The sequence below is a fragment of the Caniella muris genome, assembly GCF_943193035.1.
In the GTDB taxonomy this organism is placed as follows: Bacteria; Actinomycetota; Coriobacteriia; order Coriobacteriales; family Atopobiaceae; genus Granulimonas; species Granulimonas faecalis.
In genome coordinates this window covers 1-23,795 of sequence record NZ_CALPCK010000003.1, presented here as the reverse complement: position 1 = coordinate 23,795, position 23,795 = coordinate 1, and the positions used below count along the sequence as shown (strand labels likewise).

Below are 23,795 nucleotides of genomic sequence, written 5' to 3'. Positions count from 1 at the left end.
GATGATCTGCATCATGGCCGAGAAGCGCTCGGCGGCGCGTCACATGATCGAGGCCCTCTCGGGCACCGACGGCCCGAACCGCTTCACCCGCGACGGCGAGGAGATCTGCGTCACCTACGCCTCGGGCCACGTCCTCGGCTACTCGGACCCCCACCGCCAGGTCCCCGTCGAGAGGGCCTGGGCCATGGTGCCCTGGGACCTGTCGCTGCTCCCCTGGGACGCCCGGGAGATCGCCTGGAGGCGCTCGGTCCAGCCCGGCCGCTCCGCCGGCGAGGCGTGGGACCGGCTCTCCCACGACCTCCCCGAGGCCGACGAAATCGTCATTGCCACCGACAACGACCCCACCGGCGAGGGGAGCCTCCTGGCCTGGGAGGTCATCGACCAGCTCGGCCTCGGCGAAGACCGCCTTGTCACCCGCATGCGTTTCGCCGACGAGGAGCCGGCCTCCATCGTCGAGGCCTTCGAGAACCGCGACGTCCTGCAGTCCTCGGCAGACGACCCCGACTGCAGGAAGGCCACCTGGCGGTGCCGCTGGGACTACCTCTCCATGCAGCTCACCCGTGCCGCCACCCGCATCGCCGGCGGCAAGGACTCGATGTGCCGCGTGGGCAGGCTCAAGAGCGCCATGGTCACCCTCGTGGGCCAGCAGGAGGACGCCCGGGCCGTGTGGAGGCCCCGGAGCCGCTGGCAGGCCCGGTACAGGGACGAGAACGGCGTGGTCTACTCGAGCGAGGAGGCGCCCCTCTTCGACAGCCCCTCCGAGGTGGACCTCGCGGCCTTCCCCGACGACAACGTCGTCAAGGACCCGGTGAGGCGTCTCGGCACCATGCCGCCGAGGCTCCCGGACCTCATGGGGATCGCCGCCAGGTTCGCCGCCAAGGGCGTTTCCACCGACGAGTTCACAGACGTCTACCAGAGGCTCTACGAGGACGGCTACGTGAGCTACCCGAGGACCGAGGACAAGCTCCTCACGAGGGAGCAGTTCGCCGCCCTCGTGGCCGCCAAGGACCGCCTGGCCGAGGCCTGCGGCGTCGACGCGGCCCTCCTCACCCACACGGAGCCGAGGGCCCGCCACGTCTCCAAGAAGTTCATGGCCCACGGCGCCATCCGGCCCGGGTCCAAGGTGCCCGACGACCCGCAGGACCTCGCCTCCTACGGCGCGTGCGCCCCCGAGATCTGGAAGGAGGTCACCCGGGGCGCCCTCGCCATCCTCGCTGAGGACTACGTCTACGAGCTCCGCCCCGCCCACCTGGAGCACCACCCCGACTACAAGGGGGAGGCCAGGCGCACCCTCCGCAGGGGGTGGCGAGACGTGGCCGACGACGGCCGGGCCAAGGAGGAGGAGCCCCCCGGCACCCGGGCCTGCGCCTTCGTCCACGAGGCCAAGGACAAGCGCCCCCAGGAGCCCTCGGTGGACTGGCTCCGCAAGCGGCTGGAGAAGCACGACGTCGGGACCGGCGCCACCCGGGTCTCGACGCTGTCCGAGGTATGCGCCAAGGACCCGGCGGCGCCCCGGGGCCGACGCCCTCCCCGGGCCCGCCAGCTCATGAACCAGACCAAGACGGGCAAGATCGGCCTCACCGACCTCGGCCGCACCGTCTACTCGCTCACCCGGGGCTGCGCCATCGCCGACCTCTCCACCACCGAGCGCATCCAGAGGATGTGCCGCCAGGCGTCGGACGGCGACCTGGGCCTGGACGCCGCCCTGGCCGACTGCACGGCCGTCGTGGAGGCGGACATCGACAGGATGAGGCGGAACGCCCGCGACCTCGGCATCGAGTTCCGCGACCCCCCTGCCAAGGAGGGCGCCTCCGGCGTGTTCGAGGGGACCCTGGCCGTCTTCGACCGCACCTATTTCGGCCACCGTTTCACCGACGCCGAGGTGTCCCGGCTCCTGCGGGGTGAGGAGGTGGCTCTCTCCGGCCTCGCCTCCAAGCGGGGGGGCACCTTCGACACGAGGGTGCGGCTCACCAGGAACGAGCGGGGCTTCGTCAGGGTCTCCGGCGACCGGTCCGACTGGGGCCCCCGGGACACGTTCTCCGGCAAGGCCCTCACGGAACAGGAGAAGGCCGACCTCGCCGAGGGCAAGGTGGTCTTCCTGGAGGGGCTTGTGAACGGCAAGACCGGCGAGGTCTACGACGCCCACGTGCGCATGAGGGATGGCAGGATCTCGTTCTGCGAGGCCGACGGGTCCGAGCGCGGACGCCGTCGCAAGGGCCCGCCGAGGGCCTTCTCCGGCCACGCCTTCACCGAGGCGGAGACCGAGGCGCTCCGGTCCGGGTCCGTCCTGGAGGACGTCGCCTTGAAGCGCAAGGACGGCACCCCCTACACCGCGTCCATCCGCTACGACGCCGAATCCGGCCGCATCGAGTTCTGCGGCGGCCGCACCGCCGACGGACCCACCCGGTTCTCCGGCCACACCTTCACCGACGACGAGCGCAGGCGCATGCTCGCCGGCGAGATCGTCAGGGTGGAGGGCCTGAGGCGCCGGGACGGCACCGTCTACGAGGCGGAGCTCGGCTGGGATGCGAAGAGGTCGAAGGTCGCCTTCGCCCGGGAGCTCCGGGAGGGCTCCGGCAAGCCCACCAAGGGAGGACACAAAAAGGCCGGTTCCCCCCGCACGGCCTCCCGAGGCCGTTCCTAGGGGGCCTGCACTCCACCCCCAAGACTTAAGGAGGAGGATTTGAAGGAGAACTACCGCATCCCCACGTCCCTCGGCGAGAGCGCCTTCGACGTGGAGGTGGCGCTCACCGGGAAGAGCGGCGTGGGCCTGCGCCCCATGCCCGTGGGATACATCCTGGTCTGGATGGGAAGCGCCCTCGGGCTCATGTGGGCGGTGAGCTCCACCTTCGTCTCCGCCTCGCCCCTCGGCCTCAAGGCGCTCTTCTGCATGGTCTGGGTCCTGGTCACCTTCCTCGTGCTCCGCCGCGACGAGCTCGGGCACCAGATGTGGGCCTACATCCCGGCCGCCGCCAACTACCTGTCGAGGCGCATGCGCACCCTCGGGTGCCGCCGCACCCAGCAGGCGGGCGACCTGCGGGGCCTCGTGGGCATCTCCTCCGTGGAGACGTCCGGCCGGTGCGACGGGCGCATCCGGTTCACCGACGGGTCCTACGGCTACGTCTTCGAGGTGGTCGGCAACGGCTCCCGCCTGCTCTTCGAGGCCGACCGCGCCGCCATCGTGGACCGCTACGACGGGTTCTGGCGGAAGATGGACCCCGACTGCTCCTACTCCATCGTCTCCTGCAAGGCCCCCATGCGCGTCGACTCCCAGCTGGGGGCCATGGTGAGGCGCTGGCGCCAGGTGGACGACGAGGCCCTGTCCGCCCTCATCGACGAGAAATACAGGGTGCTCCGCGGCCACGTCGGCGACGAGTTCAGGAGCACCCACCAGTACATCGTCGCGAGGGCGGACAACCGCGAGAGCCTCCGCCGCTGCGTGAGCCACATCCAGGGGGAGTGCGAGAACTCCTCGCTCGTGTTCAAGAGGGTGGAGCGCCTGGGCGGCAGGCAGGCCCTGGCGATGCTCCACGACATCTACTGCGGCCCGTGCCGCCGACAGGAAGGGGCCAGGCGATGATCATGGCGCGCACCGCGACCGGGACGACCCCCCAGGGGGCCCTCGCCCCCGCCATCGGAAAGATCCGCTCCCTTGTCCCTTTCAGGGGCCGCGGCCGGAAGGGGGACGGGGACGCGGGGGTCGACGACAGGATCGCCGGCGACGCGGCCCTCATGGCCCTGAAGCCCTCCTGGGGCTACGTCTTCCGCTCCGATCACTTCGAGGTGGACGACCGGGTGGGGTGCGTCCTGGAGTTCGGCGTCAGGAAGGGGGTCACCGACGGCCTCGGCTGCTTCTGGGGGCTCCGCCGCACGCCCCGGGGCCTCCCCGACGGGGTCTCGGTTACCGTCGTGGACACCGTGGAGCGCAAGGGGGAGAACTGGGTGGCCGACGCCCTCACCCGCTCCGAGGGCATGGGCAACCTGGACATGAACGCCCAGAACCAGGCCGGCACCGCCGTCACCCGTCACAAGGCGTCGGTGAGGAAGCACCAGCTGACCCAGATCGCCCGCGAGATCAACAACGGGGCCTCCTACGTGTGCGACCACATGAGGATGCTCGTCCACGCCCCGGACCTGGAGACCCTGGACAGGGCCATCGAGTGCCTGAGGCGCTACTACACCGAGGGGCTCGCCGGCGTCTTCCTGGGCAGCTACATGGGCTGCCAGCGCGAGGAGCTCGCTGGGCTCTTCCTTGCCGGCCCCCGCCGCCTCGGCCGGGGCCACCACTTCACCTCCACCGAGTTCGCCGGGTCCTACCCCCTGGTCACCCACGGGCTAGAGGACCCGGCGGGGGAGTACGTCGGCTTCATGGCCGGCGACGTCAACAACTCGGCGGTCCTCTGCGACATCGACCGCTACGAGCGCTCCGTGGTCGTGTGCTCAGAGACCCGTCCGGCCAAGGGCTACGACGGCGCCTCGGTGGGCCGGGTCTGGGGGGCGGCGCTGGTGCACGCGGCCCTGGCCGACGGCCACCGGGTGGTGCACCTCAAGCTGGACCCCTTCGACGAGTCCCCCCTGCACCCGGCGGGGCTATCGGAGTGCCGGATCGACCTTAACTCCGGCGACGTCAACATGTTCGAGGTCTTCGGCGACCCCTCCCAGCAGCAGGCGGCCTTCGCCGGCAATATCCGCAAGATCGTCCTCATGGCGGACCTCGCCTACTCCGAGGCCGCCGACGAGTCCGACGTGGTGGTGCGCGAGAAGCTCGCCGAGCTCCTGACTGCCTTCTATGTGGACCGCAACATGTGGGACCCGGGCTCCGGCTCCGCAAGGCCGCGCAAGGGGGTCGTCGGCGTCGCCCACGACCAGGTGCCGAGGCTCTCGGAGTTCATCTCCTACGTCACCGAGGCCTACAACTCCGAGCGCGCCGCGGGGGGCACCGACGCCCACCTGCTGAGCTCGCTCAACCAGATCCGCCTCACCCTGACGAACCTCGTCAACAACAACGGGGACCTGTTCGACACGAGGACCTCAAGCTCGGTGGACTCGGTGGCGGGAGCCCCCAGGGTCGTCTACGACTTCTCGATCCTGGAGCGCAGGGGGAGAAACATCGCCCTGGCCCAGTTCGTCAACGTCGTCTCCTACGCCGTCCAGTCCCTGGGCCCCGGCGACCTGTGCGTCGTCACCGGGGCCGAGCGGATCTCGGAGTCGGTGTGGGACTACGTCTCCACCTGTTTCACGTCCCTCTACGAGCGGGGCGGCCGGACGGCCCTGTGCTACTCGTCGTTCGACTCGCTCTTCGACGACCACCGCCACAACCGCTTCGACTCGGCCGACTACACGCTGTTCGGCACCATGACCCACGACGAGCAGGCCAGGTACCAGGAGATCGTCGACACCAAGGTCCCCAAGGACCTCTCGGACCTGGTCACGGGCCGCTCCCCGGACCTCGCCTACCTGAGGAGGGGATTCGAGAACGTGTGCTTCCACCTGGACGTCCCCCTCCGGCCCAGGGGGTGACGACCCCGGTGCCTCCTCCCTGCCGGGGACGCCGCGGTCCTTTGGGCCCACCCGTCACCCCACTTGACCGCCGTACCGGATAAAACCGCAGCTAGATGTAGGAGGGCCTCCGAGGCATCAGCCCGGAGGCCCTCCCTTTTCTCCAGAATGTTCAAAGAGTTCGGGTTGCCCGAAACCTGAAATGAACACGGGGAGGAGATCCATGGCTGGGGAGAGGGGAAAGACCGGAGGGCGCCGGGGCGCCCTGGCACGCCTTGCCAGGGCCGTGGCCTGCGTCGCCGTCCTGGCACTGGCGGCGTGGCCCGTAGGCGCCGCCTTGGCCGACGACGACGGGGCCGACTACTCCTTCTACAAGCTCGCCAGCGCCACCACCTCCTACTACCAGCTCTGCCAGGTGGGCTCCGACGAGGCCAAGGGAGGGGCCAAGACCCTCACCGACTTCATCGCCGAGGACGGCTTCGGCTCGCCCGAGCAGATGGTCCAGGCCGGCGCCCTCGTGGGCTACGCCGATGAGAGCTTCGAGGACGGCATCGCGGGCCTGGTGAGCCGCATCTCCAGCGGCCAGCAGTCCACGGGCTACGAGTCGTTCCAGGGCGACGGGTCCCAGGCCGTCTACGCCTACACCGCCTACGGCCACGCCCTCGCCCAGATCGGCCTCGACGAGACCAAGAACGACAACGGGGACTTCATGTGGCTGCTCCGCGGCGCCGCGGGGATCATCCTGCGGGTCGCCTACGAGTTCTCCAACTGCGCCGACCAGGTCATGAGGCTCGCCATCCAGCTCCTCACCTACCTGAACCCCTTCCAGCTCGTGGCGGACTCCGGCTTCTTCGCCTCCTATGCGGCGCCTACGGGAGACGCCGCCTCTGGCAGCCCCCTGGTGTCCCCGCTCACCAAGGGCGACCCCGCCGCCATGAAGGCGGACCTCGGCATGGGGGAGGGGGCCGTGGACCTCCTGGCCCCGGCCCGCACCTTCATGTCCGCCCTCTACGACCTGTCCTTCCGCTTCGGCTTCGTGTTCCTGAGCCTTGGCCTCGCCCTGATCGCCTTCGCGGCGGTCAGGAGACAGAGCCTCGGTGCCGTCCGCAGCCGCGGGATCGGCTTGGCCAAGCGCCTCCTGTTCATCATGGTGGGCGTTCCGCTGCTCGGCGTCATGTACACCGGCATCCTGAACGGCGTCGCCGACATGGTGGGCGCCGACGACGGCGGCGCCCAGGCCACCCTCCAGGACGACGTCATCACCAGCTCCCTGGTGGACTTCGAGGGGTGGGCCAACAACGGCGGCCTCGCCCTCCCGGACGGCTACACCATCACCGTGGACTGCACCGAGAACGGGCCGGGCAACGTCCGGTCCCTGACCTTCGCCGGCGACACCGGGGGCAAGGTGGCCGAGAAGTCCCTCGCCCAGGCCATCAACGACGCCTGGGGCAGGAAGGGTGTCTCCAACGACGCCGCTGGCGACGCCGGGGCGGAGGCCGGGCTCGTGAACCCCGTCACCGGTGGCAAGGCCAAGGCCTACTCCCTGGACCTCATCGGTCGCTACATGGGCAACACCCTCTACACCGCGGCCGACTACGAGAGCGCCTACAGGACCCGCCTGCCGGTCGCCGATCGCGAGGACTTCGTCGACCACGTCGACGAGGTCGGCAAGGTCTCCACCTTCGGCGACACCGCCCACACCGACGGCGTCGACGGCGGCTTCTTCCGCCCGGGCAACGCCGACACCATCGAGGTGGACGGCATGGACGACGCCAAGGGGGCCTACGAGGCCATGGGGCTCCTCCACGACGGGAGCCCCGTGTCGCTCCACGCCGACCTCGCCGGCGTCTCCGGCCGCAGCGGCGACTCCAAGCTCTCCTACGCCTCGGCGACCCTGCGCTTCACCGGCAAGGGGTCCGCCTCGTCGGCCCGCGGCCTCTCGAGCCTGTCCACCTACAACTACCTGACGAGCGAGTTCACCGACTCCGGCGTCCAGATCCACTCCGCCAACAAGCTCCTGTCCAAGGCCACGGTCAAGAGCCACAACTCCGTGAACTTCGTCGGCTCCGGCGCCTTCGGCAAGGTCCTCGCCTGGCTCGACACCGTGACGCTCCTCGTGGCCCTGGGCGTGGTCGGCTGGTGCTACGCGGTCATGCTCGTGCTGGAGTCCCTGCGCCGGGTCTTCCACACCGTGGCCCAGCTGCCTCTTGCCACCATGGGGGCGATGACGGCCATCACGAGGCTCGTCACCGGCGTCTTCCTCCTCGTGGCCCAGACCATCCTCACCGTGGTCATGTACTCGGTGGCCTCGACCCTGATCGCGTCGGTCTCCCGGGGCATCCCGACGGTGGCCGCCGAGGCCGGCATCCCGGCCCTCTCCACGGTCTCCGTGGTCGCCTCCATCCTCTGCAACGTCCTGCTCATCGTCGTGTCCATCACCGCCCGCAAGGGCATCGTGGCTGCGATGAACGAGGCCATCGGGCGCTTCGTCGACCGCGTCTTCTACGGCTCCACCCGCCGCCAGACCCCCGGCGAGGATGTCGCCCACGACTCCGACCGCCCCGGCGCCCTCTCCAGGGCGGCCGGCGGCGCCATGGGGGGCGCCGCCGAGAAGGTCGCCTCCCTGGCCGGCCGCGGCGACGACGGCGCCGACGACGGGGCCGACGCGGCCGGTGGCGACAGGAACGGCCGCGGCGACGAGTCCCTCGAGGACGCCCAGGCCCAGGAGGCCTCCGAGAGGGGAGGGGGCACCTTCAGCGAGGGCTCCTCCGACGACCCCGACACCGACGCCCACGACGCCGCCGTGGGCTCCGCGGCCGAGGAGGCCGGGGCCACCTCGTGCGCCGAGGCCGCCGCGGCGGCCGACGGCCTCGGGGACGACTCCTACGACGACGGCGCCGACGAGGTCCCCTACGACCCCTACGAGGCCTACGAGGCCTACGACGGCGACGACGGCCACGACGGCCAAGACGGCCCCTACGGCGCGGGTCCCGACGGCGGGGCCCCCGAGGCCCCCACGGACCCGCTCGAAGGCGTCTCCCGCGAGGTCGCAGACGGCGCCGTTGCGTCCGTGGGCGCCGCGGCCGCGGTGCCGAACCGCGGCGAGGGGCCTCGGGGCCGCGCCGGCCGCACCGACGGTGGCGAGGGGGCCGACAGGGCCTTCGACGGCGGCATCCCCGGGGCGGACCCCGACGGCGCCGCCCCTGCGGGGCCCGGCCAGGGCACCGTGTCGGTCCCGGAGGGGGCCTCGAAGGACGGCTCCGACGGCGACGGGGACTCGCCCGAGGGCCGCGATGCCTCCCGTGGGGCCATGGGGGGCATCGCCGACGCCCAGTCCGCCCGGGACGCCTCCCGGGGTGTCGACCCCGGGGCCGAGGGGGGCCTCCCCGTCGAGGGGCCGGAGCCCTACGGGCGCCGCCACCCCGTGGACCTGCCCGACGCCCCGGACCCGGCCGCCCGTGCCCGGGCCGCCGCCCAGGCCGCCGCCAAGGCCGCCCGTGCCTCGGTCGGGGCCGCCGCCTCCGCCGGCCGGGCCGTGGGCACCGCCGCGGCCACCTCCGCAGGGGCCGCGGCCCCGGAACCCGACCCCGTGTCCCATGGGGCCGCAAGGCTCGGCCGGGCCGTCTCCGCCGCGGCCACGGGGGCCGTGGCCGCCCGGGCCGCCGCGTCCGCCCAGTCTGCCTCCGCATCCGCCGCCCAGGCTGCCGAGGCCGCCCAGCGGGCCCGCCTCGGGGCCAAGGCGGCCATGCTCCCGGTCATGTTGGAGCAGCGCCGCCGTGCCGACGCCCTGCACTCCAAGGTCGCGGACCCCCGCGGCCGGGCGTTCCGGGAGCGCGCCGCCTCCCGCATGGCCCTTGCCGCCGACCCCGTGGCGGTCGAGCGGATCTGCCGCGTGGCCCAGGCCCTCTCCGACCCCAGGCAGCGGCCCGTCATCGAGCGGGCCTGCTCCTCCCGGGGCCTCGACGCCTGCGCCGACGGCATCGCCCCGTACCTGCCCGACCTCGCCCAGGCCCTGAGGGACATGCCGGCCGTGGTCTCCGACCTCTACGTGGACGTCCAGGGCCCCTCGTCGCCGACCGGCGACGACCCCGACACCGCCCGGGCCCGGACGTGGCTCTCCGCCCATCCCGCAGCCCTCGCCGCGGTGTTGCGCCTCACCTCCGACGCCCACGGGGGCTGGGAGGCCGAGGCGGCCCGCACCAAGGGCGACGGCGGGGGGCGGTGAGGCCCATGGCCACGGAGAGAGGGGCCAGGCCCCCGCCCCGGGGGCCCAGAGGCCCACCGCCACCCGCAGACCTACCCGTAAGGGATCGAAAGGAGGACACGTGTCCGACACCGTGCTCGCGTTCGACATCCTCACCTTCGGAGACAACGTCTTCAACCTCACCACCGAGGCCGGCCAGCGCTTCATCCTGATCCTCGGCATCACCCTGCTCATCCTCGCGGCCTACATGGGGTGGAAGTACATCGCCCACCAGCGCAAGGTGCAGGGCCCGCCCCCGGTGAGCCCCTTCTGGGCCCTCGCGGCCCTCATCGCCGGCGGCATCTTCCTGTTCGGCGGCCTGCCCACCCTCACCGACCTCGCCCGCGGCGGCCAGGACACCCTGGTAAAGCTCGGCCAGTCCACCTCCACCAGCGTGCAGGTGAACCCCAACACCAAGGGGTCCGTCGGCATGGTCGACCTCGCCGCCAAGGCCGAGGCCTGCATCGGCTGGTTCCGCGCCATGGTCGGCTGAGGGGCCGCACCCCCCTAGGGTCTTCGGCCCCTGCCGTCTGCCCGGGACGGCAGGGGCCCCACAGTCTCCGGGCTCCCACGGGATGGAGGGAACAGATGGATCTGACAGGAACCGAAGGCGTCGCGACCAAGGCCGCCCGGGGCCCCGTCGGCCGTGCGCGCAGGGCCCTATCGGTCCTTTTCGACCCCCACTCGCGCATGGAGCGCTTCATCGTGGAGTGCGCCGTCGCGGCCGCGGCCATGGCCGTCGTGCTCTGCGCCTCGTTCTGGTTCTGGCTGGACTCCATGAGGGTGGACCTCGCGGAGACCGCCGTCTACACCGAGACCTTCGCCATGGCCTCCTCCGGGGCCACGGGCAAGGTGGCCTCCTGCGGGTCCACCTCCGACGGCCTCCACACCTTCCTCCTTGTGAGGTTCGACTCCCCGGGCCAGGTGTCGCTCAACCCGGACCGCTGGCGCATCGTGGTCAACCGCAGCCCCATGGCCGGCAACCCCGAGGAGGCCCTCTGCCTGCCCGAGGGGCGCATCACCTTCTACTCCGACTCCGGTTGGGCCCTCGTGACCATGGACTCGCTGGACGGCACCCCCTTCCCGGATATGGTGCTGTCGGTGAGCCTCCAGTCCAAGGCCCAGATCTCCGGGGGCACGGGCCAGGTCCAGGAGGCCGTGGAGGCCGCCGAGGTGACCGACGCCGACCGCGAGGCCGGCTTCGAGGACGCCGACCGCGCCGACATGGACGTGAACCCCATGGCCGCCGAGGCCGTCGACGCCGACCGCTACCTCGCCGGCGGCTCCATCGACCCCGACCTGGTCTGGAGGGGAGAGGTGGTGCCCGAGACCGAGGGGACCCTCAGGAAGACCGCCCAGGACGCCCTCACGGCCCTCGCCCAGGCGAGGGCCCGCATCACCGAGTACGACGAGCGGGCCCGCCAGGTGGGCGTCGGCCACACCGGAGGCGCCCTCCTCGCGACGCTCCTCGAGGACAGGGTGGACGCCGAGGCCATGACGTTCTCGCGCACCGACGACGCCGCCGGCGCCGACGTGGACCTGTCGGCCGACCCCCTCTCCGAGGGCGGCTCCTACGCCGCCACGGCAAAGACCCAGGGCTCGGCCGGGGAGCTCCTGGCGGCCAGGGCCGCCAAGGCCAAGGAGGCATCGGCCACCGACGGGTTCAAGGACGTCTCCTGGACCCTGGACGGCGCGCCCTACGACACCTCGGCGCTGTCGCGCACCCAGGCCCAGAAGGTGGAGCAGGCCCGTCTCGACCTCGAGCAGGCCTGGGCCAACTACCAGGGGCTCCGGAAGTCCTACATCGACGCCCTGGACAAGCTCCTGGAGCTCGAGGAGGACGCCGACGGCGCCCGCGACTACAAGGTGACCGCGTCCGGGGACCAGCTGTGGGTGGGCTGAGGAGGCGCGGCCGCATGGTCTCGGGCCCCTCCGGGACCGAGGCCGCCGGAAGGGCCGGCGGGCCCCAGAGGGACGCCCGCCGGGACCCCGCCGCGACCCCGGGGGCGAGGACCGCGGCGGTCCCGGGGACCCCCGCCCCCGTATCGGCCCCGGGCGACGACCTGCCCATGGGCGACACCGGGGCGTCCGCCTGCGGGCTCCACGCCCCGGAGGTGCCCTCGGGTCCCGCGGGCACCCCCCTCGGGGCAGCCCATGACGGCGCCGGAGGCGCCCCCTTCGCCGACACCGGGGAGAACCCGTCCGAGGACACCGCCCCCATCCCGTGCGAGGAACCCGCTGAGGACCCTGCGGAGAACCCCTCAGAGGACCCCGCGGAGGGTTCCGGGGAGGGCCCGGAGGGCCCCGGCGATCCCGCCGGGGCCGCCTCTCAGGGTGGACCGACAGGACCCGCGGCCGCCCCGGGAGACCCCGATGGTTCCGCCCAAGGGGCGGTCCCGGGGGCGCGGAAGGGCCCCGCCGAACCCCGCCGCGGCGCCCCTCGGAAGGCCCCTCAAAAGGCCCCCCGGAAGGCACCGGCAGGACCCGCCGGGGCCGTGGGCAAGGCCGCCGGGAAGGCGGCGTGGGCCGCGGGGGCCGCCGCGGGCAAGGCCGGCGGCGTCCTCTGGCTCCTCGACAGGGCCAGGAAGACCCTCACGAACCTCCTGGCGTCCCTCGAGGCCATGGTCTCCCAGGCCGTCTCCGGGGGCGTCGCGGGCATCGTCGGCACGATCGCCGGCGCCGTCGGCGGGTTCTTCTCCGGCATCGCCGCCTTCGTCGCCTCCCACGTGGCCGCCGCGGCGGCCTGCGTGGCCTGCACCGTGGCGGTCTGCGCCGTGGTGGCCACGGGGGCCTCCTCGGACGCCTTGAGGTCCGCCGACGACGACCCCTGCCGGGTGGTGGCCGACGGCGGGGCCCAGACCGTGTCCGTGGCGGGCACCGGGGAGGCCCCCGGGGAGTCCGAGGGGGCCATGGCGGCCAACGTCGCGAGGCTCGTGGGGGTGCTCAAGGCCTACGGCCTCTCCGACGCCCAGTGCGCCGGCGTCGTCGGGAACATGGCCGCCGAGTGCGGCTACGACTTCTCCCAGGTGGAGGGCATCTACGACGAGTGGGGAGGGGTGGGGCCCAAGAAGCGCGAGGCCCTCGAGGACCCCGAGGCCCACTGCGCCCGGCTCTTCTCCGCCTACGCCTCCCAGGGCCTGTCGATCAACCAGTCGGTCTACCTCGCCCCCGAGGACGGCAACCACTGGCCGGCCCTGGGGTTCTGCTCCTGGACGGGGGGCCAGGCCTACCGCCTCCACTCCCGCGCCGCCCAGGTGGGGGCCGACTGGGCCGACCCCGACTTCCAGATCGCCTACTACCTCTGCTACGGCGACCGCGAGACCACCGGCAGGTCCGGCACGGCCAACGGCGAGCAGTTCCTGGCCCACTACGCCGAGCGGACCGCCTCCATGGACGCCGACGGCTGCGTGGCCTGGTACGTGGAGAACTTCCACGGCCAGTCCATGGGAAACGCCGGCTCGGCCCGGATCGCCGGGGCCCACCGCTTCGAGTCGCTCATCGCCTCCACCCCGGCCGCGCCTGTGTCGGGGGCCATGAAGGGCTACCTCGACCGCCTGCACCTCGTCGCCGGCATCGAGGCCTCCGAGTCCTCCGTCGAGCGCGCCGTCGCCTCCGACGGCAGGCTCCGCCTCTGCCGGGGGGCCTCCACCGAGGCCGGCATGGGGGCCTCCACCATCGCCGAGGCGGCCGCCTCCTGGGCCTGGGCCGACAAGTCCCTGGCCGCGAACAACGGCACCGAGGCCTACATCGAGGCCCACGACAGGGTGCAGGGCCCCGGGGTCAACTACCGCGACTGCGGCATCGCCGTGGCCACGGCCGTGCGCTGGAGCGGCGCCGACGCCGACTACCCCCTCGCCGACACCACGGCCAACCAGCTCCCCTACCTCGCCTCCTCCGGGAAGTGGCGGAAGGTGTGCGACCTCGACGGCGAGGACAAGGTGGCCCTGCTGCAGCCGGGCGACGTGCTCATCGCCGACAACGTGGGCCGCGACGGACAGGTGCTGCCCTGCGGCCACACCGCCATCTACACCGGGAGCGCCCTTCTGGCCTCCATCGACGGGATAAACCCGACCTACGACATCGTCCAGGCCTCGCTCAACGCCTACTCGCCCGCGGCGGGCCACCACTCCCAGCTCCTGAACGACACGAGGTCCTACGTGGCCTACCGCTGCGTCGAGCCGGACAACGGCATCGGCTCCGACGGCGCCGTCACCGACGGGCAGCCCCTGGACGGGGCCAACGCCACCCAGCGCGCCATCGTGCAGGCGGCCATGGCCACGCCCTCCACGGGGGCCGGCTACTGCGCGGCCTGGGTCTCCGAGGTCTATGCGGCCGCGGGCCTCGGCTACCCGGCCGGCAACGCCTGCGACCAGTACGCCCGGTGGTGCACGAGCTCGGACCTGGACGAGCTCAAGGTGGGCATGATCGTGGCCGTGCCCAAGCACCCCATGACGGCGGCCGGCCAGATCTACGGCCACGTCGGCATCTACGTCGGCGGCGGCAAGGTCATGCACAACGTCGGGTCCATCAGAACAGACAACATCATCAACTGGATCCAGAGCTACGGGACCGTGGCGACGCCGAGGTGGGGGTTCGCCACCGCCCGGTCCGTGGCCTGAGAGGGGAGGGGCGATGGCTTCGAACGACCGTGACAGGAAGGGGGGTGCGGCCCTTGTGGCCTGCGCCCTGGCCATGGCGGCCTGCGCCCTGGCCTTGAGGGCGGCCCTCGGCGCCGCCTCTGCGCCGCCCGCGGCCCAGGCGGCCCCCGTCCGGGCGACCCCCGTGGCCGAGGAGGTGCCCGACGCGGCCCTGGACCCCTTCGACCCCTCGGCGGTGCCCGACCCGTCCGCCCTCCCGGAGGGCGAGTCGGCCGACGCCCTGCGCGAGGCCGTGGCCGCCTGGGCCGACGTCTCGGCGGTACCGGGGCTCTCGGGGGTGTCGGAGACCCTCTGCCACGCCCCCGACGCGCCCGGGGACACGTGGGTGTGGTGCTATTCCGGGCAGGCCGCCAACGGCCAGCGGGTCGACTTCCAGGTCACCTGGGCCGATGGCCCCGGGTTCTCCTGCCAGGTACTCTATTAGGAATCCTTGACGGTCTTTGAAAGGTGGGGGTGTCCATGGGAGAGGCGAGGGAGAAGGACGCGCAGGAGAGGGGCGGCAGGGTCCCCAAGGGGTTCGCGGCCGCGGCCGTGGCCGGCGCCGTGGCCATGGCCGCGGGCGCCGCCGTGGTGGTCGCCCTCTCCTTCGGCCCTGTCCCCGAGGTCCCAGCCGAGGCCTCCGCTGGGGCGGCCGGGGTGTCCCAGGGGGCAGGCGCCCCCGAGGCCGCGGGGGCGCCTGCGGCGTCCATGGAGGACTGGGACGAGGACCGCTGCGCCGAGGCCGCCGCGAGGTTCGCCGCCGCGGCCGGCACCCCCTACGGCGATGAGAGCCGCGCCGCCATGGCGGCCGAGGTGGCCGAGGGCTCCGTCGACGGCCTCTGCGGCAACTGGGCCGACGGCACCGGCGTGGAGGGGGGCCTCGACCTCTCCTGGGGCATCACGGCGGGTGACGACGGGGGGCTGCGGGTGGTCTGGCAGGCCACGAGGAGGTCCACGGGAAACCCCTGGGCCGTCGCCACGGCCTCCTGGGACGCCGAGGAGGGCCGCTTCGAGGACGGCCGCGTCATGCGCTGCGCCATCATCGATGGCGACGTCCTCGACGGGGACGGCTCCATGGCCGCCCAGAGCCACGCCTACGTGGAGTCCCTGGGCCTGGACCCCGACGACGAGTTCTCGGAGCAGGCCGGGCGCGACCTGGAGCGCATCACCGACGCCGATCGACAGGAGGCCGGCGCCACCCGGGCCGCCGACGCCGACCGCCAGGCCTACCTCGACCGCATCCTCGGCACCTCGGAAGGGGAGTGACCGGCAGTGACCAAGAAGACCTCCGCAGCCATCCTCGGGGTGTGCGCCGCCGCCCTCGCGGCCTCCCTCGCCCTCTACGCCCTGAACGGGCCCCAGGCAAGGTACGCCAGGGCCCTGGCCGACGCCTCGGCGGCGTCTCCCGCGGCCGCCCAGGACGCCTCGGGAGACACCTCCGGAGACGCCGCGGGTGCCTCCCGGGACCCGTCGGCGGAGGCCTCGCCGACGGCTTCCGAGGGCCCGTCCCCGGAGGCTCCCCAGGTGGCCTACGTGAGGGGGGTCCTCGGCGACGTGCTCGCCATAGACACCGAGGACGACTGGGCCAGGGCCCGGGAGCGGCTCTCCGGGGAGGGCCTCGGGCCCGACTCCTACATGCTCACGGAGTGGATCCCCGAGACCTCCCAGACCGACTCCTCCGGGGCCTTCTCGATGGCGTCGGCGGAGCTCGTCGCCGTCGAGGGCGACCCCGCCCACGTCGTGGGCACCTGCGTCATGCGCTACACCAACGACGCCGAGGTGACTGGCACCGCCGACATCGCCTTGGCCGTGGACGCGCGGGTGGAGGGCACCGTGGGAGACTACGGCCTCTCCGACCTCCGCCTCGTCCAGTGCCCGTGAGGGCCGAAGGCGGCGGCGAGGCGGCGCCCACTTTGGGCCCACCCGTCACCCCAGTTGGGGTGCCGTTGAGGCATAACCCCAGCTAGATGCCCTGATTACGCTTCAACGACCCCACATGCTCCCCCTCCCTTGGCTAACGTTTTCTGAGGGAACGAACAGCGGCGCTGCCCGGCGCCCGTGTTTGAAGGGGGGAGCCGATGGCTCTCAAGAAGAAGTGCAAGGCGGCCAAGGGACGTCAGGGGCGCCGCAAGGTCGGCCGAGACTCTCTGGCTTTCTACCTGCCGCTCACCATGGTGGACACCGCGGTGGCCCTCATGGAGAAGGCCACCAGCGCCGTGGTCCCCGAGGGCGGCGAGCACCTCTACGCCGTCATCGACTGCCAGGCCAGGGACCTCGGTTTCAACGGCCGCGCCTCCGACGACGACCCCGACTGGGGCCGCCTCGTCGAGGACGTCTCCGGGGGCAGCGCCACCGCGGTGGTGACCCAGGACCTCCTGGAGGCCGAGGAGTTCCTCGTGTGCCTCCTCCCGGGCACCGTCGAGGTCCTGCTCGACCAGCCCATCTTCGCCTCCGACGGCGGCCGCAACCTCAACCTCGCCCTCATGGACGCCACGGGCGCCGTCCGCCAGCGCGCCGGCGTCCCCGTGGCCCTCACCGCCGTGGCCGACGCCCTGCTGACCGACGGCGGCGCGGCCCTGGCCGCCGTCCTGTCCGAGGCCTTCGACCGCCCCATGGCCACCGTGGCGTCCGTCGCGGCGTCCGAGGCCACGCGCCCGATCCCCGTGGGCTCGGCCGCCGCCGGCGAGGGCGCCCCGGCCGGGCGCGACCCCCGGGGCGAGGACCTGCCCGCAGACGGCGGGGTCCCGGAGCCCGTGGCAGCCCCCGTCGCGGCCCCGGCCGAGCTGCCCGCCGGAGCGGTCTGGGAGATGGAGGAGCCCGAGGGCCTTTCCGACGACCCCTTCGAGGCGGCCTTCGCCGAGGACGTCCCCGGGGACCCCCTCGAGGTGGCCTTCGCCGAGGACGTTCCCGACGACCCCTTCGCCGACGCCTTCGCCGACGCCGCCGACGACCCCTTCGAGGAGGCCTTCGCGCCCGCGCCAGCCGCCCTGCGGGACACCCCGGCCGCGGAAGACGACGGGGCCGGGGTCTACGAGGTCGACGAGGGCGGGGAGGCCCGTGAGGGCCAGGCGGAGGACGTCGCCGCCGTCCTGGTGGGCGACGGCACCTTCTCCGTGGCCATCTCGCCCGACGAGGCCGACCGCGTCCTCAGGAGCGTCCTCAAGGGCGGCCCCTCGGACTCGGTGGAGCTGATGCTGCCAATCGACCTCGACCGGCCCTCCGCCGGCTACATCGCGCCTTTGGCCCACTACTACCAGCGCGAGCTCTGCGGCATCGCCGACAAGCAGTACAGCGAGGCCAAGATCCGCTACTGGAAGCGCCTGAAGGAGGGCGCCGACGCCGCCAAGGCCGCCGCCGACGCCGCCCGCGACCGCTGCCGCGCCGAGGCGGAGCCCGGCCTCGCCGCCGCCATCGCCGCCATCGACTCCAGGACCGAGGCCCTCCTCGCCGAGCAGGCCGAGAAGGCCGCCGCGGACCGCGAGGCCGTGGCCGCCGCCGCCGCCGCGACGGCGAGGTCCGAGTGGGACGCGCAGAACCAGGCGAGGTACCTCGCGGTCCAGGAACGCATCGCCAACCGCGCCGAGGCCGAGAAGGCCGACGAGCGCCTCAAGGTGGAGGCCGCCTGCAAGGAGGTGTTCCGCCGGGAGCTCACGGCCGGGGTGGAGCAGGCCCGCTCCGAGGCCCTGGAGCTCGCCGTCGGGGGCTGGCGCCAGGACGCCGTCAAGATCGACCGCCTGCGCCTGAACGCCATCGCCGCCATCGCCGAGAAGACCAAGGAGACCCAGGTCTACGACGACCTCGCCCGGGAGTACGACCGGACCCTCAAGGCCCTGGACGAGACCCGCCGGGAGGCCGCCGCGGCCATCGAGGCCGAGCGCTCCGCCGCCCAAAGGACCCTCACCGACGGTCGCGCCCATAACGAGCGCCTGGTCGAGAGCGCCCAGGAGAAGGCGCGGCTCCAGGTCCAGGAGGCCGAGGTGCGCGTCGCCGAGAAGGACGCCGAGATCGCCCGCCTGAAGGAGCGTGCCGACGAGGCCGCCGAGAAGGCGGCCCAGGCGGCCGAGGCCCAGCGCCGCCTCGCCGAGGCCCAGGCGGCCACCTACCGCGACCAGCTCGACCGCTCCCAGGAGGAGCTCGACGCCGTCCGCGACCGGGCCCTGCGCCGCACCCTCTGGGCCGTGGCCGGCACCATCCTGGTCTGCATCCTCGTCTGCCTCGCTGTGGTCACCGTCGTGGCCGCCATGGCCTGAGCGGGGGAGGGGCCATGAGGCAGGACCACAGGATGAGGGTCGAGGAGGACCTCTCCGCCTACCGCCGCCACAACGACCCGGCGGCCATGGACTTCGCGGCGGACCAGGACCTGCGCCGCGCCGACCGCGGCCGGGAGGCCGCCCGGGACTCAGCCCGGGCCCAGGCGGTGCTCGTGGCCGTCGTCTCGGCGGTGGCGTCCCTGGCGCTGTTCGTCGGGCTCTTCGGGGTCTACGCGGACTGGAGGGCCTCCGAGGCCGCCGCCGCCCCGTACTCCGGCTACTCCGACGAGGGGCTCGTGAGGTCCTGGTGGCTCCTCGACGAGTCCGGCGCCGTCGTCGACGGCCCCTTCGCGGACGAGGCCTCGGTGCCCGAGCCGGACTGGCACAGGGCCGCGGTCGCCGCGGGGTCCGAGCGCCCGCCGTTCCCCGGGGCCGCCTGCGCCGCCGTGGTGGCCGTGGCGGCCCTCGCCGGCTGGGCCGCCACCATGCAGATCCGCTTCTGGTCCGCCTACTCCGGCGACGTCATGGACGACCTGCTGAACGACAACCGCCAGGACGGGCGCCTGGCGCTCCCGTCCGACCTCGACGCCCGCTACGACTGGTTCCCCGACGCCGGGGCCACCGTGGACAAGGAGGTCACCGCCATACTCAGCCACAGCTTCTTCACCGACACCGGCGTGAAGCGGGTCGCCCAGGCCCGCCGCGCCGAGGCCGCGGACCCCGAGACCGGCGTCATGGCCGGCGAGGAGCTCTACGACGAGGACGGGGACCTGGTCTGCGACTCGGTCCCCATCATCGACGGGTCGGTGGCGGACCGCGTCTTCGACTTCTACGGGGTCGGCGGCAGGACCGAGGACGGCCTCTCCAGGAGGATCGCCGACGCCATGCCCGACAACGCCGTGGGGCGCACCATCGCCCGCGCGCTGCGCTCCGGCGGCGACGCCGGGGCCGTGCGGCGCCTCGTGGACCCCATGAACACCGTCTGCCGCGACGGCAGGACCCTCGCCGAGCAGATCGACCGGGACTGGGAGTTCGACCCCGAGGAGCCCGCGAGGCCCGCCGGCGGCTACCGGGTCACCGACGCCAACGTCCACGTGGCCATCACCGCGGCGTCCCGCTCGGGCAAGACCCAGAACTACATCCTCGCCCTCGTGGACTGCCTGCGCCGCCAGGCGAAGCAGCCCAACATCATCGTGAACGACATGAAGGGCCAGATCCTCATGGCCTACTACGCGGTGCTCGAGCACTCCGGCTACGACATCCGCCAGCTGAACTTCTTCAGCCCCGCCCACTCCGACATCATCAACCCGCTCCAGAACGCGGCGGAGTCCATGGCCGACGGCCGCTCCGCAGAGGCCACGAGCACCATGCTCCGCATCGCCCAGTGCTTCTTCCCCAAGGCGGCCGGCGACGACTCGTTCTGGTCCGACGCCGCCCGCAACTGCTACATGATGCTCGTCTGGATGCTCGTGGACCTGGTGCTGCGCCGGGACGAGGACATCTTCTCCCGCAGGGACGCCGGGGAGATGACCGACTCCGAGGCCATGGCGGCCTCGGACAGGAACTGGGGCGCCCTGTCGTTCAAGAACGTCTACGGCCTGTTCCGCAACTTCGCCTCCGAGCGCGTACGCAACCCCGCCAACGTGCTCAAGGACAAGGCCGAGGCCCTCCGCGGGCGCGCCGAGGCCATGGGCCAGGACGACCCCAGGGCCGACGGGCTCCTGCGCCGGGCCGCAGAGCTCGACGACCGCGCCCGCAACGAGCCCTGCGCCGAGCTCTGGGGAGGCAAGCCCTCCCTGGACATGCTCTCGGTCTACACCGCGGCCCTGAGGCGCTTCCCCGAGGACCGCGTCCGCGAGCAGGTGCGCAGCGCTGGCGCCTCCATCGACTCCATGAAGGACTCCGAGAAGACCATCGCCTCCATCTACGGCGTGGCCTCCACGCAGATGCAGCAGTTCGACGACGACAACCTCGCCTACATCACCTCGGGCCGGCGCTCCCAGAACCTCGACATCAACTCCCTGTCGTTCCCCAAGCGCATCTCCCTGCGCTTCGAGGGCTCGTTCATCCGCTCCCTCAAGGCCGCCAACGGCATCCTCTGCGAGTTCGACGCCTTCGCCGACGACCGCCTGGCCCACCCCCTGGGGAAGGAGTACCACCACGCCGAGGAGGTCGACGTCTACGGCTGGGTCTCCTACATCTTCTCCGGCGACATGCCCGACGAGACCGTCTACATCCGCTGCACCATGCGCGACCCCCAGCGCCACGTGAAGCTCAGGGACGACATCTACCTGGCGTTCCGCAAGAGCTACAAGACCAAGGCGGAGGGCAGGGTCCTCTACGAGACCCCGTTCACCCGCGAGCTCGTCGTGGAGGGCGGCACGATCTGGGAGATGCTCATGGAGGGCGGGCGCCTCACCCGGGGCCGCTCCACCTTCTCCGGCGAGGCCTTCGACTTCTCCCGCCTGGACGAGATGGCCCGGGCCTTCGCGGAGGACGGCGAGGGCGAGCCCCGCCCCTTCCCCCGTGCCCGCCGCGGCGAGATCTGCCGCATCTCCGAGCTCCGGTGCGCCTACACCGAGCGGCCCAAGGCCATCTTCTTCCTGGTGGACCTCTCCAAGACCCAGTTCCTGCCCGTGCTCCTCGTCTACCTGCACCAGCAGTTCGACGCCAACGTGAGCCAGGCCTACACCAAGAAGGCCGACCAGCTGCCCCAGAGGGCCACCTACTACATCCTCGACGAGGCGGGCAACCTCAGGAACGGCACCATGGGCATCCCGGACCTCGGCATCAAGTTCTCCCTGGGCCTGGAGCAGCAGCAGCGCTTCACCATGGTGTGGCAGGACAAGAGCCAGCTCGACGCCCTCTACGACAAGGACCGCGGCGCCATCGACAGTAACACCCTCGTGGAGCTCTTCCTGAAGGTGAAGGACGAGGACGTCGTCGAGGAGATCTCCAAGCGCAGCGGCATCAAGCACGCGGTCCACTCCACGAGCCGCACCCACACCCGTGACCGCTCCAAGCCCATCGGCAAGACCAAGAGCGAGGTCACCGAGCAGGAGAGCGTCGTGGAGGAGCCGGTCATCTCCGCCAACGCCATCAAGACCATGGAGATGGGCCAGGCCATCGTGTTCGACTCCGGGGCGTGGCCGATCTTCAACAAGCTCGACACGGTCATGCCCCCCGACTTCCTGCTCCGGGAGCGCAAGATCGAGGACCCCTACAACGACTACACCCCCGTCACCATCCCCTCGTCCACCGGCACCCGTCCCGACACCCTGGAGGAGCTGGCCCCGGACTGGTACGAGGTCTTCAACCGGACCCTTGAGCTCTCCGCCCAGATGGAGGACGCCAAGGAGATCTACCGCATGCACATGGGCATCCCCCAGAGCCGCTTCAAGGCGACCCTGGACCGCGACCGCGACCGGATCTGCAAGACCGTCGTGAGGATCGCGGGCATGCTCGCCGACCGGCGCCGCGAGGCCGACGCCTCCTCCGGGTTCGAGCCCTTCGACTACGCGAGCTCGTCGTTCGCCGACGAGGAGTTCGCCGCCGCCGTGGCCGAGGCCGCCGACGAGGTCGCCGACCACGCCGTGGACACCCCGGTCGACCAGGGCCCCCAGGTGCTCTTCGAGGACGGCGACGGCCACGCCCTGCTCGACAGCGACCTCACCTCCGGTGAGGCTGCCCCCTTCGAGGACGGCACCGTCGACTGCGTCGTCTTCGCCCTGGAGCGGGTCTTCCGGGAGGGGCTCGAGAGCGGCGTCACCTGCTACCACGGCCAGTACCAGGACGGCTCCGTGGTCATCCTCGAGCGCCTGAGCGACGCCGAGCGCCACGAGCGCGAGGTCGAGGCCGAGGCCCTCGGCCGCGGGACCCTGGAGCGCGACGTGGCCGACGCCGCGGCCTTCTTCCGGCTGACCCCGGAGGGGGCCCAGTGGCTCGCCCTGCGCGGCTGGGACGGCATCGCCCGGGGGCGGTTCGCCGAGGAGTTCGACCGCGCCCAGCGTGCCGTCAGGCCCGAGACCATGGGCTGGGACTAGGGACCGAAGAGAGAAGGGAGCTGCCATGGAGGCAGGGATCGCCGGTTCGCAGAAAACCAGGGACGCCAGGGGGGCCACTGTCACCCTCCCCGTGTGGGTGCCGGTGGCGTCGGCCGCCACCATCGCGGCGCTGCTGCTGGTGCTTTTGGCCGTGTGCGCCGGGTGGGGGGCCGTGAGGGTCTCCCAGGGCCGCGCGGCGGGCCCCGAGGCACCCCAGGCCCAGGCGGCCGCCAAGGGGGGCGCCCCGGCCGTGGAGGCCCACTACCGCCTCGTCGAGGTGGGCGACACCCTCTACGGCATCGCCCTCGAGGAGGGCGTGCCCATGGCCGAGATCCTCGGGGCCAACCCCCAGATCGAGGACGCCGACGTCATCTTCGCCGGCACGAGGATCCAGGTGCCGGCCCACGGGGCCTGACGGGCCCTTCGGACACCAGCGACAAGAGACAAGGAGCAAGGCCGTGGCCGTCAAAGAACCCATCTGCCAGTCCCTCTTCACGAGCCGCCTCGGCGGGAAAGAGACCCTCGCCGGGGCCCTGGTCGCCCCGGGGCCGCTCCGGCTCCGCCTCCGCATGGAGGACCGGATCCGCGCCGTGGCCGAGCTCTCCACCCGGTCCAGCGGCGACCCGGAGCACCCCAGGGAGACCATGAGGGCCTCGGAGGCCCTGGCCCTGCGAGACGAGGTCCTCGCCGCCAGGGGCGCCTCCGTCTGGTGCGGCCACCGGGACCTCTGGCCCGAGGACGAGGCCGCCGCCGACGCCTGCGTCGCCGCCTTCGCTGAGGCCGCGGCCTCCCGGGGCTACGCCGTGCCGGACCCGGCCTCGGACGGGGTCTCCGGCCGGGACTTCGACGCCATGGCGGCCGACGGCGTGGTCCGCATCTCCGGCCTTGACTGCGCCATGGCCGCCTCCGAGGTCGCCGTCGCCCTGGCCGGCTGCGACCCCGTCCACGTGGTGGTGGGGCTCCTCGGCTCCGAGCGCGACGGGGCCCCGGACGGCGGGACCCACCTCGGCTGCGCCACCATGGACCCGACCCTGGCCGCCGCCGTGGCCGAGAACGTCAGGTCCGGCCGCAGCCCCTGGGCGTCGGTGCCGGGCCGCTTCGGCTCGCCGGCGGCCTCCTTCTT

General features: G+C 72.6%; 14 protein-coding genes. All 14 read left to right on the top strand.

Annotation, left to right across the window (positions count from 1 at the left end; all coding sequences use genetic code 11):
- Window position 1: 1 nt before the first annotated feature.
- Entirely contained in the window at window positions 2-2,644 is a 2,643-nt protein-coding gene (locus NFR49_RS09375; RefSeq protein WP_251159339.1) for a DUF3945 domain-containing protein, read from the top strand.
- Window positions 2,645-2,683: 39 nt separating this feature from the next.
- On the top strand, window positions 2,684-3,580 hold the full coding sequence (locus NFR49_RS09370) for a hypothetical protein (protein WP_251159338.1): 897 nt from the start codon (window positions 2,684-2,686) through the stop codon (window positions 3,578-3,580).
- Window positions 3,577-5,520, top strand: a complete 1,944-nt coding sequence (locus NFR49_RS09365; protein ID WP_251159337.1) for a hypothetical protein — start codon at window positions 3,577-3,579, stop codon at window positions 5,518-5,520. The genes NFR49_RS09370 and NFR49_RS09365 overlap by 4 nt, the downstream gene beginning before the upstream one ends.
- A gap of 202 nt (window positions 5,521-5,722) precedes the next feature.
- Entirely contained in the window at window positions 5,723-9,724 is a 4,002-nt protein-coding gene (locus NFR49_RS09360) for an ICP22 family protein (protein WP_251159336.1), read from the top strand.
- A gap of 100 nt (window positions 9,725-9,824) precedes the next feature.
- Window positions 9,825-10,235: a hypothetical protein gene (locus NFR49_RS09355; RefSeq protein WP_251159335.1), complete on the top strand. Its 411-nt coding sequence runs from the start codon at window positions 9,825-9,827 to the stop codon at window positions 10,233-10,235.
- A gap of 95 nt (window positions 10,236-10,330) precedes the next feature.
- Window positions 10,331-11,644, top strand: coding sequence for a hypothetical protein (locus NFR49_RS09350; protein ID WP_251159334.1), 1,314 nt, complete (start codon window positions 10,331-10,333; stop codon window positions 11,642-11,644).
- A 593-nt stretch (window positions 11,645-12,237) separates the two neighbouring features.
- Complete coding sequence (locus NFR49_RS09345) at window positions 12,238-14,361, top strand: phage tail tip lysozyme (RefSeq protein WP_251159333.1); 2,124 nt, start codon at window positions 12,238-12,240, stop codon at window positions 14,359-14,361.
- Window positions 14,362-14,374: 13 nt separating this feature from the next.
- A complete protein-coding gene (locus NFR49_RS09340) occupies window positions 14,375-14,824 on the top strand; it encodes a hypothetical protein (protein WP_251159332.1) in 450 nt (149 codons plus the stop codon).
- A 35-nt stretch (window positions 14,825-14,859) separates the two neighbouring features.
- A complete protein-coding gene (locus NFR49_RS09335) occupies window positions 14,860-15,645 on the top strand; it encodes a hypothetical protein (protein WP_251159331.1) in 786 nt (261 codons plus the stop codon).
- 6 nt (window positions 15,646-15,651) lie between these two features.
- Window positions 15,652-16,260 (top strand): hypothetical protein, encoded by a 609-nt coding sequence (locus tag NFR49_RS09330; RefSeq protein WP_251159330.1) that lies wholly within the window; start codon window positions 15,652-15,654, stop codon window positions 16,258-16,260.
- 197 nt (window positions 16,261-16,457) lie between these two features.
- A complete protein-coding gene (locus NFR49_RS09325) occupies window positions 16,458-18,629 on the top strand; it encodes a coiled-coil domain-containing protein (protein WP_251159329.1) in 2,172 nt (723 codons plus the stop codon).
- Window positions 18,630-18,643: 14 nt separating this feature from the next.
- Window positions 18,644-22,672, top strand: a complete 4,029-nt coding sequence (locus NFR49_RS09320) for a type IV secretory system conjugative DNA transfer family protein (protein ID WP_251159328.1) — start codon at window positions 18,644-18,646, stop codon at window positions 22,670-22,672.
- A gap of 25 nt (window positions 22,673-22,697) precedes the next feature.
- Window positions 22,698-23,087 carry a LysM peptidoglycan-binding domain-containing protein gene (locus tag NFR49_RS10185; RefSeq protein WP_275557154.1) on the top strand — a complete coding sequence of 130 codons (390 nt, stop codon included), beginning with the start codon at window positions 22,698-22,700 and terminating at the stop codon, window positions 23,085-23,087.
- A gap of 43 nt (window positions 23,088-23,130) precedes the next feature.
- Window positions 23,131-23,795: hypothetical protein (locus NFR49_RS09310; RefSeq protein ID WP_251159327.1), on the top strand; the 665-nt coding region annotated here is incomplete at its 3' end.

Excerpts from the sequence above, each read along its gene's own strand:
- NFR49_RS09320 (WP_251159328.1), top strand. The coding sequence starts at position 18,644 with ATGAGGCAGGACCACAGGATGAGGGTCGAGGAGGACCTCTCCGCCTAC.
- NFR49_RS09375 (WP_251159339.1), top strand. The coding sequence starts at position 2 with ATGATCTGCATCATGGCCGAGAAGCGCTCGGCGGCGCGTCACATGATC.
- NFR49_RS09350 (WP_251159334.1), top strand. The coding sequence starts at position 10,331 with ATGGATCTGACAGGAACCGAAGGCGTCGCGACCAAGGCCGCCCGGGGC.
- NFR49_RS09325 (WP_251159329.1), top strand. The coding sequence starts at position 16,458 with ATGGCTCTCAAGAAGAAGTGCAAGGCGGCCAAGGGACGTCAGGGGCGC.
- NFR49_RS09360 (WP_251159336.1), top strand. The coding sequence starts at position 5,723 with ATGGCTGGGGAGAGGGGAAAGACCGGAGGGCGCCGGGGCGCCCTGGCA.
- NFR49_RS09335 (WP_251159331.1), top strand. The coding sequence starts at position 14,860 with ATGGGAGAGGCGAGGGAGAAGGACGCGCAGGAGAGGGGCGGCAGGGTC.
- NFR49_RS10185 (WP_275557154.1), top strand. The coding sequence starts at position 22,698 with ATGGAGGCAGGGATCGCCGGTTCGCAGAAAACCAGGGACGCCAGGGGG.
- NFR49_RS09340 (WP_251159332.1), top strand. The coding sequence starts at position 14,375 with ATGGCTTCGAACGACCGTGACAGGAAGGGGGGTGCGGCCCTTGTGGCC.
- NFR49_RS09365 (WP_251159337.1), top strand. The coding sequence starts at position 3,577 with ATGATCATGGCGCGCACCGCGACCGGGACGACCCCCCAGGGGGCCCTC.